The following is an 11,085-nucleotide window of genomic DNA, read 5'->3' on the forward strand; positions in this document are numbered from 1 at the left end:
CCGCCACGTCGCGACGAGCCTCGCCGAGATCCTGAACGCGCCGCGCGACGTGCGGGCCTCGCACGGCGGCCACTGAGGCCTCCGGCCGGGAGGCTCCTCCCCCGCGGGGGGAGGAAGACGGCGCCCGCTACATCCGCACGCCCGGATCGGTCGGGCTGCCGGGAAAGACGTCGGGCTCGGAGCCTGGGCCGCCCGGCTCGCCGATGCCGGGATCGTTCACCGGGTAGGGCGTGCGCGGGCCGGTGGGGCCGACATCCGGCAGATCGTCGGGCTGGGGCGGCGGCGGAAGGTCGCCGGGCGCGGGGTCGGGCGTCGGAAGGCCGGGATTGGCCATGCGCGGATCTCCTGGTTGTCGGGCTGGCTGTCTGGGATGTGTGGGCTAACGGCCGCGCCGCCCGCCTGTTCCGGCCCGACGCCGACGCGGGCCCGCCCTGCCCTCACCGGGCGGAACGCCGCGACGCCGCTCCCGTTGCCAGTCCAGTCCAACGACGAAACGGGAGACGACGCCATGCCCGACATCAAGCAGTCCAAGGTCCTGATCCTCGCCACCGACGGGTTCGAGGAGACCGAACTGACCGTGCCGCTGACCAAGCTGCGGGAAGCGGGCGCGACCGTGCACGTGGTCGCCCCGAAATCCCGCGAGGCGAAGGAATCGATCCGCGGCTGGGACAAGACCGATTGGGGCAAGAACGTCGCGGTCGATCACGATCTGGAGGCGATCGACGCCGCCGCCTACGACGCGCTCGTCCTGCCGGGCGGCCAGATCAACCCGGACAAGCTGCGCCTCGAGCCGAAGGCGCTGGAGGTGATCAAGGGCTTCCTCACCTCCGGCAAGGTGGTCGCCGCGATCTGCCACGCGCCCTGGCTGCTGATCGAGACCGGCGCCGTGAAGGGCCGCGACGTGACCTCGTTCAGCTCGATCAAGACCGACGTGATCAACGCGGGCGGGCGCTGGCACGACAAGGAGGTCGTGACCGACCAGGGCATCATCACCAGCCGCAATCCCGGCGACCTCGACGCCTTCGTGGCCAAGATCATCGAGGAGGTGCGCGAGGGCAAGCACGAGGCCCGTCAGCTCGCCGCCTGACCCGCCGCACCGGAGCTGAGAACGAGAGAGGCCCGCACGCCGTCGGCGTGCGGGCCTCTTGTCTTTAGGCGCCGAGGGCCGAGGCCTCAGTTCGCCTCCTCGTCGCCGGGCTCGAAGGTCTCCGGCATGGTCGACTCGGCGCTGGCGACCGGCGTCGGCGCGCTGATCGTCGAGGGCACGTTCACGCCGTCGCGCTTGTAGATGTCGTCGCGGAACTGCACGAGGCCGTCCGGGGTCGACCAGGCGGTGATGTAGGTCCAGTAGACCGGCACCGGCTGGGTCAGCGTGGCGTCGATGCGCTTGCCGCTCTCGATCGCCTGCTCGACCTGCTCGCGGCCCCAGCCGGGCGTGTCCTTCAGGAGCCACGTGATGTACTCGCGCACGTTCTGCACGCGCACGCAGCCCGAGGAGATGAAGCGGAAGTCGTCGCCGAACACGCCCTTGGTGTTCGTGTCGTGCATGAACACGCCGTAGGGGTTCGGGATGTTGATGCGCACGATCCCCATCGAGTTGAAGTCGGCGCCCGAATCCTGCCGGTAGGTGTAGCGCGTGCCCTCGTCCGAGAACCAGTTCACCGACTTCGGCGAGATCTCGCCGCCGCCCGACAGGATGCGGATCTTGTTGTCGGTGAGGTAGTTCGGATCCTTCTGCATCTTCGGGATGAGGTCCTTCTTCACGATCGAAGCCGGGACCGTCCAGGTCGGGTTGAAATTGATCTGCGTCGCCTTGGTGTTCATGATCGGCGACTGGCGGTCGATCTTGCCGACGCCGGCGGCGTGCAGGGTCACGACCTGCCCGTTCTCGACCGTCTGGACGAGGGCCGCCGGGATGTTGGTGATGACGAAGCGGTTGCCGAGGTTGCCCGAGTAGGAGCGCAGGCGCACCGCGTTGATCTCGAGCTGGCGCAGGCGGATGTCGGCCGGCACGTTCATGGCCTGCTGCGTGGCGAGGCTCATGGCGCCGGTCTGGCTGAGCCCGTGGCGGGCCTGGAAGCGCTTCACGCCGGCGGCCACGTAGGAATCGTAGACGCCCGAGGTGCCGGCGGCCGCGTCGAGGTCGCCGGTGACGATGAGGCGCTGGCGGACGGCCGCGACCGCCGGGCCCTTGGCGCCGATGCGCAGGCGGTCGGCGCCGCCGACCTGCCGCCAGCCGCCGCGGGCGACGATGTCCTTGTAGCGCTCGACCATCTGCTCGGTCGCCGCCACGGTCTGGGGCGACAGGATCGGGGTGGACGAGCGCTGCACCTGCATGGCGGCGGGCGATGCGTAGTCCTGCGCCCACTCGGCCTGGGCGAAGCCGCCCGGTTCGCGGGCGAGGGCGCCGCCCGCGGTGGCGGCGGTGGCGAGCAGCGCGAGGCTCGTGGAGACCCGCAGGGTTGCCAGTTTCAGCATGGGCCGGTGGCTCTGTCCGTCGGTGGGCGAGATACGGGTTCGGCAGGCCGGATCGCCCGCCGCGCCCCTTGTCGCCGGGGTATCTGGGTACGGTTAAGAACCCATGGGGACCCGGCCAGAATGTGGCGCGCGGGTGCGGCGGCGCACCCGCCACGGCCCCGCTCGTCCCGTCGCCCGGCTGCCCGAGCGTGGCCGTGGCAGAAAAGCCGCACCGTCGCGTTTCGGGACCGGGCCGTCCCGCACCGGGACGGCAAGCGCCGGTCACGGCCCCGCCCCTCCCCTTCCGGCGCGTCGCCGCCGGTGCGGCGCCGGCGCATTAACGTTATGTTTAGCTATCGTTACCGGATCGCCCCGCGGGGCGCTAGGATTGCGTCCACGACCACGCGATCGGCGTGCGGATCCCGACACGGGACGCCGCCCGAACCGGGGTTCAGGAGGCAAGATGAACGGCTTCGACGTCACGTTCCGCGACGAGCGCGACTGGGTGGATTTCGGCCGGACCTATGTGGGGTCGGAGGCCTTCCGCGCCCTCTTCCGCGACGGCATGGCGCTGGTCGAGGAGACCGCGGCCTATCTCGACGGCGAGGGCCGCGAGGAGTCCCGCCTGATCTCGCGCGACGCAACCCTCTGCTACGCCTCAGAGAGCATGCGGCTGACCACGCTGCTGATGCAGGTCGCCTCGTGGCTCCTGGTGCAGCGCGCCGTCTCCGAGGGCGAACTGACCCCGAGCCAGGCCCTTCAGGAGAAGAACCGCGTGCGGCTCGCCGCCGCCGAGCCGCCGAAGCCCGAGAGCTTCGGCCTGCTACCGGTGCGGCTCCAGAACCTGATCCTGCGCACCCGTCGCCTGCACAGCCGCATCCTGCACCTCGACGGCCTGATCTCGGAAGACCGTCCGGCCCCGGTGCCGCGCGAGAGCCCGGTGGCGGCCCAGCAGGGCCTGCTCCGCTCGGTCTTCCAGCACCACTGAGGACGCGCCCGTCGTCCCCTCTCGCTCTGGGGAGGGAGAGGGACGCACGGGGCCCGAAGCACCGTGCGGGCACGAAAAAAGGGGCGCTTCCTTGCGGAGGCGCCCCTTTTTCATGCCGTCCCGGAGGCCGGCGCGCCGCCTCAGCGGCGGCCGACGAGGTTGCCGAAGCGCGAGTTGAAGCGCGAGACGCGGCCGCCGCGATCGAGCATCTTCTGCTCGCCGCCGGTCCAGGCCGGGTGGGTGAGCGGATCGATGTCGAGGTTCAGCGTGTCGCCTTCCTTGCCGTAGGTCGAGCGCGTCCGGTAATCGCTGCCGTCGGTCATCACGACCTTGATGAAGTGGTAGTCGGGGTGCTCGGTACCCTTGGCCTTCGCGGCCGCGTCCTTCGCCATGACCTTTGTCCCTGCAGTGCCGTCCGGGTGGGGATCGCCCCGCCCGCCGGGTTGACCTGGTGTTCTTGGAATTGTTGCAATGAACCCGAGGTTCATGGCAACGGCTCGTGCAACGCCGACCGGCCCGTCTCTAGAGGCCCGCGGCCATTCAACACGCGCAATCGGATGAAGCCGCGCGTATATCCCAGGCTCCGTCCGCGAACAAGCGCACTCGTACAGGGTGGGATCCGAACGGAACGCCATGGGTAAGACAACACGCGGGGCCGAGGGGCGCGGCAAGGCATCGCTCGGCGCCCTGCGCCCCCTCCTCCCCTACGCCGCGCGCTATCGCGGCCGCATGCTCGCGGCGCTGGTCGCGCTGGCCGCCGCCTCCGCCGCCACCCTGACGGTGCCGATCGCGATGCGGCGGGTGATCGACCACGGCTTCTCGGCCGAGGGCTCCGCCGTCATCGACGCCTATTTCCTGGCGCTGCTGGGCGTGGTCACGGTGCTGGCGCTGGCCTCGGCCGCCCGCACCTACACTGTGACGACGCTCGGCGAGCGCGTGGTGGCGGACCTGCGAAGCGCCGTCTTCGCCCGCCTCACGGTGCTCGACCCGGCCTTCTTCGACCGCACGCAGTCCGGCGAGATCGTCTCGCGGCTCACCGCCGACGCCACGCAGGTGAAGGCGGTGTTCGGCGTCTCGATCTCGATCCTGCTGCGCAACCTGTTCCTGTTCATCGGCGCGGTCGCCATGATGGTGGTGACGAGCCCGCGGCTCTCCGTGATGGTGCTGGCGGCCATCCCGCTCATCGTCTTCCCGCTGATCGTCTCGGGCCGCGGCGTGCGCCGCCGCTCGCGCGCCGCGCAGGACCGGCTCGCCGACGCCTCCGCGTACGCGGCCGAAGCCGTGGGGGCCGTGCGCACCATGCAGGCCTTCGGCCGCTCGGAGGCCACCGCCGCCCGCTTCGCCGCGGCCTCGGAGGAGGCCTACGGGGCGGCCCGCAACTCGATCCGGGCCCGCGCCCTACTGACGGGCGTCGCCATCTTCCTGATCTCGACCAGCGTCGTCGGGGTGATGTGGTACGGGGCGCAAGGGGTGCTCAGCCACCAGATGAGCGCCGGCCAGCTCTCGCAGTTCGTGCTCTACGCGGTGTTCGGCGCGGGCGCGCTCGGCCAGCTCTCCGAGGTCTACGGCGAGATGGCGCAGTCGGCCGGCGCCGCCGAGCGCCTGGCCGAGATCCTGGCCGCCGAGCCGGCGATCGGCCGGCCGGCCGATCCAGTGGCTCTACCCGTCCCCGCCCGCGGCGCCGTGACCTTCGAGGCCGTGCGCTTCGCCTACCCGACCCGCGAGGAGAAGCCGGCCCTCGACGGTCTCACCTTCCGCGCGGCGCCCGGCGAGCGCATCGCGCTGGTCGGCCCGTCGGGTGCCGGCAAGAGTACCGTGCTGCAACTGCTGCTGCGCTTCTACGACCCGCAGGCGGGCCGCGTGCTGGTCGATGGCGTCGATCTCGTCCGCACCGATCCGGACGACCTGCGCGCCCGCATGGCGCTGGTGCCGCAGGACCCGACCGTGTTCTCCGGCACGGTGATGGAGAACATCCGCTACGGCCGCACCGAGGCCGGCGAGGCGGAGGTGCGGCGCGCGGCCGAGCTCGCCCACGCGGCCGGCTTCATCGAGGCCCTGCCGCAGGGCTACCACACCCAGATCGGCGAGCGCGGCGTGACGCTGTCGGGTGGCCAGCGCCAGCGCATCGCCATCGCGCGGGCGATCCTGAAGGACGCGCCGATCCTGCTCCTCGACGAGGCGACCTCGGCCCTCGATGCCGAATCGGAGCGGGCTGTGCAGCAGGCGCTCGACACGCTGATGCGGGGCCGCACTACACTGGTCATCGCCCACCGGCTCGCCACGATCCGCGCCGCCGACCGCATCCTCGTCCTCGACGAGGGCCGGATCGTCGAGGCGGGCACGCACGAGAGCCTGCTGGCGCAGGGCGCGCTCTACGCGCAGCTCGCCGCGCTCCAGTTCACCGACGCGCTGGACGAGACCGCCCGCGGCAAGGGCCAGCGGGCGCGGACGGAGACGCTGCCGGCGGCGGAGTAGCGGCGGCGCCTTCAAGGAAGCCCGTGCCTCCTGCGGGCAGCCACCGCGAGAGTCGGCGGATCCCTTCTCCCTGCCGTGCGGGGAGAGGGCATCGGCGACCTCGTCGTCGCCGAAGCGAGCCGGCGTATCGATCCCGGAGGGATCGACGCGATGGTGAGGGGGCTTCGACGGGGGAGTCTCTTCCGTTCAAGCCCCCTCACCGCCGCTGCGGCTTCGCCTGCGCTTCCCTCAGGCACGACAGGGTGCCCGCGGGCCTCTCCCCGCGCGCGGGGAGCAGGGAGCGCCACATCCTGAACCGCCGGCGGACGCCCGCCTACTCCATCGCCCGCTTCACGAAGCGGTCCTCGAAGGTCCTGGCGAGGTCGATCTGCGCGCCCTGCAATTCGGGGTCGAGGGTGCGGACCAGCTCCAGCACGCTGTTCATGCCGTCGCGGCTCGGGATGCCGGTGCGCGAGTAGGTGGCGAGCGAGTTCCTCACCGCCTGCACGTAGAGGGCCCGGTCGCCGAAATGGTAGGTCGGCGGGACCAGGTCGGCGATCTCCTCCGGGCTCGCGGTGGCGACCCACTTCAACGCCTTGGTGAAGGCGTTCACCACCTTCTGGGTGCCGACCCCGTGGCGCTCGATCCAGTCCTGCTTGGTGTAGACGACCGCGGCCGGGTTCGGCCCGCCGAAGAGCTGGCGCGTGCCCTCGTCCGTGCGGGTGTCGACCAGGACCTTGATGTCGCCATCCGCCTCCAGCTTCGCGATCACCGGGTCGAGGTGCGAGACCGCGTCGATCTCGCCCTTCTTCATCGCCGCGATGGCGCCGGCCCCGCCGCCGATGCCGATGAGGGGTGCGTCGGTGGCCTTGAGCCCGGCCTTGATCATCGCGAACTGCACGGCGAGCGCCGTCGAGGAGCCGGGCGCCGTCACGCCGATCTTGCGGCCCTTCAGGTCGGCCACGCTCTTCACCGTGTTGGCGAGGTCCTTGCGCACGCCGATGACGATGGCGGGAAGCCGGCCGAGTTCGCACACGGCGCGCACGTCCTGGCCCTTCGCCTGCATGCGGAGCGTGTGCTCGTAGGCGCCCGCGACCACATCGACGGAACCGCCGATCAGCGCCTGCAGCGAGCGCGCACCGCCGCCGAAATCGTTGATCTCGGCCTCGATGCCCTCCTCCTTGAAGAAGCCCTTCCGCTCGGCAACCGTCAGCGGCAGGTAGTAGAGCAGGGGCTTGCCGCCGACGCCGATGCGGACCTTCACGGTCTCGGCGCGGGCGGTCCGGCCGAGGCTCAGCGCCGCGGCGGCGCCAAGGAGGAAGCTGCGGCGTTGCATCGGATCAGTCCTTTCAGCCCTGGCCGCCCGCCTGCGGACGCCAGACGAGGAGACGGTTCTCGATCACGGTGACGACCGCGTCGATCACGATGACGAAGACGGTGAGGATCAGCATGCCGGCGAAGACGCCGGTGACGTCGAACACGCTCTCGGCCTCGTGGATCTTGTAGCCGAGGCCCGCCGACGAGCCGAGATACTCGCCCACCACCGCGCCGACCAGCGCGAAGCCCACCGCGGTGTGGAGCGAGGAGAACATCCAGGTGAGCGCCGAGGGCCAGTAGACGTGGCGCAGGAGCCCGCGCTCGTTCAGCCCCAGCATGCGGGCGTTGTTGAGCACCACCGGGCTCACCTCGCGCACGCCCTGGTAGACGTTGAAGAACACGATGAAGAACACGAGCGTGAAGCCCAGCGCCACCTTCGACCAGATGCCGAGCCCGAACCAGAGCGCGAAGATCGGCGCCAGCACCACGCGGGGCAGGGCGTTGGCGGCCTTGATGTAGGGATCGAACACCGCGGCGAGCAGCGCGTTGCGGGCGAACAGGAAGCCGAAGGCGATGCCGCCGGCCGCGCCGAACACGAAGGCCAGCACCGTTTCCTGCAGGGTGATCCAGAGATGGCCCCAGATCTCAGGGGTCAGCATCTCGGCCCAGGCGCGGGAGAGCACGGCGCCCGGCGTCGAGAAGAAGAACTGGATCTGCCGCGTCTCGCCGAGGACGGGATAGACGGTCAGCACGTGCCAGATGCCGAGGCCCGCGAGGCCGACGCCGATCTGGAGCGCGAGGAGCAGGAGGCGGTTCACGGTCTGGGATCTCCGCGCGTCAGGCCGGGCCGCCGGCATAGGCGCGCGAGACCTCGACCCTGAGGCAGGACCAGATCTCGCGGTAGAGGTCGTGGAAGCGCGATTCCAAACGGATCTCGCTGATGTCGCGGGGCCGGTCCAGGGGCACGGGGAAGTCCCCGACGACGCGGGCGGCGGGGCCCGCCGAGAGCACGACCACCCGGTCGGAGAGCGCGATCGCCTCCTCGAGGTCGTGGGTCACGAAGATCACCGCCTTGCGGTTCTGCGCCCAGAGGTCGAGCAGCAGATTTCCCATGATCTGGCGGGTCTGCGCGTCGAGCGGCCCGAAGGGCTCGTCCATCAGCAGGATCTCGGGATCGCGGATCAGCATCTGGGCGAGCGCCACGCGCTTGCGTTGCCCGCCCGAGAGCATGTGGGGATAGCGGTCGGTGAAGGTCGCGAGCCCCACCCGGCCGAGCCAGGCGCGCGCCCGCTCCCGGGCCTCGGCGCGGCGCACGCCCTGCGGCTCGAGGGCGACCGCCACGTTGTCGAGCGCCGTCTTCCAGGGCATCAGCGCGTCGGCCTGGAAAAGGTAGCCGGCCCGCGCGTTCAGCCGGGGGAGGGGCTGGCCGAAGATCTCGACGCGGCCCGCGGCGGGCTTCAGCAGTCCCGCGGCGGCGTTGAGGATCGTGGACTTGCCGGAGCCCGTCGGGCCGACGACGGCAACGAACTCGCCCGGCCGCACCGCCAGGTCGATGCCCTCGACCGCGACGTAGCGCTTGCCGCCCTTCAGCGTGAAGGCGATGGACACAGCATCGAGGCGCACGGCCGCCTGCAGGGGCGTCGCCGCCGCGCTCGCCGCCTCGGACGAGCCTTGCCGGCTGCCCTCCATCCGCGTTCTCCCGTGGCCGTCATCCGGTGGGTGGTCCTGACGGCCTTGGCGACCTTTTCCTCGAGCCCGCGGCGGAGATCAATCGCGCGCGACGCGCGGCGATGAGACAGAATGGCCACCGCCAACCGGATTTTTTCACCGGGAGCCCGGGATGATAACGGGGCCGCGGACCGTCAGCGCAGCCTGTCCGCGCCCCCGGCAAGCGCGCGGGTGAGCGCGGCGGCGTCCCGGACCTTCGCCAGAGGCGCGCCCTGGCCGGCCCAGAGCGGCGTGAAATCGCCCGAGCCGCGGGCCTCGGCCGCCACGCGCAACGGCTGCAGCGCCACCGCCGCCCGCGGGAAGGCCGGGGCGTCGGGGGCGATCGGCCCGAATTCCCGCATCGCCCGGTTGCGGAGGCCGCGGGCGGGCCGGCCGGTGAACACCGTGGTGAGCGCCGTGTCGGCGTCGCCCGCCTCCGCCAGCGCCCGCGCGTGAACCGCCGACAGGCCGGCCGCCTCGCAGGCGAGGTAGGCGGTGCCGACCTGCACCGCCGCGGCGCCGAGCGCGAAGGCGGCCGCCGAACCGCGCGCGTCCGCGATCCCGCCCGCGGCGATCACCGGCAGGTCCACGGCGTCCACCACCTGCGGAACGAGGGCGAGCGTGCCGACCTGGCCGGCGATGTCCTCGCTCAGGAACAGGCCGCGGTGTCCGCCGGCCTCGAGGCCCTGCGCGATGATGGCGTCGACCCCGCGCTCGGCGAGCCAGCGGGCTTCGGCGACCGTGGTGGCGCAGCCGAGGATGCGGCAGCCCGCCGCCCGCACCGCCGCTAGGAGCTCCGGCTCGGGCAGGCCGAAATGGAAACTGACCACCGGCGGGCGCAACGCCGTCACGGCCTCGGCCATGCCGGCGTCGAACGGGGCCCGCTCGGGGCCGGGCGTCACCGCCGCGGGGTCGATGCCGAGCGCGCGGTAGGCCGGTGCGAGGCGGGCCGCCCAGGCCGCCTCCCGCTCGGGATCCGGCGCGGCACGGCGGTGCGCGAAGAAGTTGAGGTTGAACGGCCGACCGGTCCGCGCCCGCAGCGCCGCGACCTCGGCGCGGATCCCGTCCGGGCTCATCGCCGCGCAGGCGATGGAGCCGAGGCCGCCGGCCGCGCTCACCTCGGCCGCCAGCGCGGGCTTGGGCCCGATCATCGGGGCCTGGATCACCGGGTGCTCCAGGCCAAAGCGCTCGCAGAAGGCGCGCCGCGGATCGCTCATCCGTCCCTCGCCGATTCGGAAGGTAAACGAGCGATGCACCTTTCCCGCCGCCCGCGCCAGCGCGTCGGGGCGCGGACCCGCCTCAGAACGGCAGCAGCACGTCGATCACCTGCTGGCCGTAGCGGGGCTGCTGCACGTCGGTGATCTGGCCGCGGCCGCCGTAGGCGATGCGGGCCTGGGCGATCTTGGCCGAATCGATGGTGTTGTCGGACTCGATGTCCTCCGGCCGCACCACGCCCGCCACGATCAGCTCGCGCACCTCGAAGTTGACCCGGATCTCCTGCTTGCCCTCGACCACGAGGTTGCCGTTCGGAAGAACCTGCGTGACCACCGCCGCAACGCTCGTCGTCACGGTCTCGGCCCGCTGCACCGAGCCGGCGCCGTCGCTCGAGGTGTTGGAGGTGGCGTTCAGGAGCTTGTCGGCGGCGATGCCGGCCGCGGCCACCCCGGCGCTCTTCTCGAATCCGAAGGCGTTCGGCAGGCCGAAGCCCTCGCTGTTCGAGCGCGAGCGCTTGGTCTCGTTGTTGAGGTTCGCCCGGTCGGTGACGTTCACCTTCACGGTGACGAGGTCGCCGATGCGGGCGGCGCGCTGGTCCTTGAAGAAGGCGCGCGAGCCGGTGCGCCAGAGCGAGTTCGGCGCGTAGGAGACCGGCTGCACGTCCGGCATCGGCATCCGCACCGGCTTGTAGCCGGGCTGGCTCGTCGGGTCCTCGATCGCCGAGAGCACCGGCTGCGCGCCGATCTGCGAGAGCCGGTCGGCGGTGTTGCAGGCGCCGAGCCCGCCGCAGGCGAGCGCGAGGAGGGGGAGACGCAGGGCGGAGCGGATCATGGGCTTGGACCGGCGTGTCTGGATCAGCGGAGGGCGGTGGTGCCGGGCAGGGCGGCGCTGGCTTGGCGCTGCGGCCCGGCGGGGCTGACCGAGACGCGGCCCTGGCCCACGACGAC

At 71.8% G+C, this 11,085-nt stretch carries 11 protein-coding genes; 3 read left to right on the top strand and 8 right to left on the bottom strand.

The features are described 5' to 3' along the window. Positions 1-127 precede the first annotated feature (127 nt). The gene (locus tag AX737_RS37420) at positions 128-334 is read right to left on the bottom strand and encodes a hypothetical protein (RefSeq protein WP_066924701.1); all 207 of its coding nucleotides are present in this window, start codon (positions 332-334) and stop codon (positions 128-130) included. Between the two features lie 174 nt (positions 335-508). Between AX737_RS37420 and AX737_RS37415 the strand changes: the two genes are divergently transcribed. After that, positions 509-1,087 (top strand): type 1 glutamine amidotransferase domain-containing protein, encoded by a 579-nt coding sequence (locus tag AX737_RS37415; RefSeq protein WP_066924699.1) that lies wholly within the window; start codon positions 509-511, stop codon positions 1,085-1,087. 86 nt (positions 1,088-1,173) lie between these two features. Here AX737_RS37415 and AX737_RS37410 read toward each other — a convergent pair whose 3' ends face one another. Continuing rightward, a complete protein-coding gene (locus tag AX737_RS37410; protein WP_066924697.1) occupies positions 1,174-2,478 on the bottom strand; it encodes a L,D-transpeptidase family protein in 1,305 nt (434 codons plus the stop codon). 442 nt (positions 2,479-2,920) lie between these two features. Between AX737_RS37410 and AX737_RS37405 the strand changes: the two genes are divergently transcribed. After that, positions 2,921-3,445 carry a DUF1465 family protein gene (locus AX737_RS37405; RefSeq protein ID WP_066924695.1) on the top strand — a complete coding sequence of 175 codons (525 nt, stop codon included), beginning with the start codon at positions 2,921-2,923 and terminating at the stop codon, positions 3,443-3,445. A 140-nt stretch (positions 3,446-3,585) separates the two neighbouring features. Here AX737_RS37405 and rpmE read toward each other — a convergent pair whose 3' ends face one another. Next, positions 3,586-3,837: a 50S ribosomal protein L31 gene (gene rpmE, locus AX737_RS37400; RefSeq protein ID WP_066924693.1), complete on the bottom strand. Its 252-nt coding sequence runs from the start codon at positions 3,835-3,837 to the stop codon at positions 3,586-3,588. Between the two features lie 241 nt (positions 3,838-4,078). On the opposite strand from rpmE, the gene AX737_RS37395 reads away from it, so the two are divergent. After that, positions 4,079-5,920: an ABC transporter transmembrane domain-containing protein gene (locus AX737_RS37395; protein ID WP_066924691.1), complete on the top strand. Its 1,842-nt coding sequence runs from the start codon at positions 4,079-4,081 to the stop codon at positions 5,918-5,920. A gap of 313 nt (positions 5,921-6,233) precedes the next feature. Here AX737_RS37395 and AX737_RS37390 read toward each other — a convergent pair whose 3' ends face one another. The 5 genes from AX737_RS37390 to flgH all read right to left on the bottom strand — a co-directional run bounded on the left by AX737_RS37390 (position 6,234) and on the right by flgH (position 10,969). Next, on the bottom strand, positions 6,234-7,235 hold the full coding sequence (locus AX737_RS37390; protein WP_066924689.1) for an ABC transporter substrate-binding protein: 1,002 nt from the start codon (positions 7,233-7,235) through the stop codon (positions 6,234-6,236). Between the two features lie 13 nt (positions 7,236-7,248). After that, a complete protein-coding gene (locus AX737_RS37385) occupies positions 7,249-8,034 on the bottom strand; it encodes an ABC transporter permease (protein ID WP_082773200.1) in 786 nt (261 codons plus the stop codon). Between the two features lie 19 nt (positions 8,035-8,053). Beyond that, on the bottom strand, positions 8,054-8,905 hold the full coding sequence (locus tag AX737_RS37380) for an ABC transporter ATP-binding protein (protein WP_066924685.1): 852 nt from the start codon (positions 8,903-8,905) through the stop codon (positions 8,054-8,056). Between the two features lie 173 nt (positions 8,906-9,078). After that, complete coding sequence (locus AX737_RS37375) at positions 9,079-10,140, bottom strand: nitronate monooxygenase (RefSeq protein ID WP_066924683.1); 1,062 nt, start codon at positions 10,138-10,140, stop codon at positions 9,079-9,081. An 82-nt stretch (positions 10,141-10,222) separates the two neighbouring features. Next, a complete protein-coding gene (gene flgH, locus AX737_RS37370; RefSeq protein ID WP_066924681.1) occupies positions 10,223-10,969 on the bottom strand; it encodes a flagellar basal body L-ring protein FlgH in 747 nt (248 codons plus the stop codon). Between the last annotated feature and the right edge of the window lie 116 nt (positions 10,970-11,085).

The organism is Methylobacterium sp. CCH5-D2 (genome assembly GCF_001556475.1).
GTDB classification, from domain to species: Bacteria; Pseudomonadota; Alphaproteobacteria; order Rhizobiales; family Beijerinckiaceae; genus Methylobacterium; species Methylobacterium hispanicum.

Coding starts and splice junctions, on each gene's coding strand:
- AX737_RS37415 (WP_066924699.1), top strand. CDS start 509: ATGCCCGACATCAAGCAGTCCAAGGTCCTGATCCTCGCCACCGACGGG.
- flgH (WP_066924681.1), bottom strand. CDS start 10,969: ATGATCCGCTCCGCCCTGCGTCTCCCCCTCCTCGCGCTCGCCTGCGGC.
- AX737_RS37405 (WP_066924695.1), top strand. CDS start 2,921: ATGAACGGCTTCGACGTCACGTTCCGCGACGAGCGCGACTGGGTGGAT.
- AX737_RS37375 (WP_066924683.1), bottom strand. CDS start 10,140: ATGAGCGATCCGCGGCGCGCCTTCTGCGAGCGCTTTGGCCTGGAGCAC.
- AX737_RS37390 (WP_066924689.1), bottom strand. CDS start 7,235: ATGCAACGCCGCAGCTTCCTCCTTGGCGCCGCCGCGGCGCTGAGCCTC.
- AX737_RS37420 (WP_066924701.1), bottom strand. CDS start 334: ATGGCCAATCCCGGCCTTCCGACGCCCGACCCCGCGCCCGGCGACCTT.
- AX737_RS37410 (WP_066924697.1), bottom strand. CDS start 2,478: ATGCTGAAACTGGCAACCCTGCGGGTCTCCACGAGCCTCGCGCTGCTC.
- rpmE (WP_066924693.1), bottom strand. CDS start 3,837: ATGGCGAAGGACGCGGCCGCGAAGGCCAAGGGTACCGAGCACCCCGAC.
- AX737_RS37380 (WP_066924685.1), bottom strand. CDS start 8,905: ATGGAGGGCAGCCGGCAAGGCTCGTCCGAGGCGGCGAGCGCGGCGGCG.
- AX737_RS37395 (WP_066924691.1), top strand. CDS start 4,079: ATGGGTAAGACAACACGCGGGGCCGAGGGGCGCGGCAAGGCATCGCTC.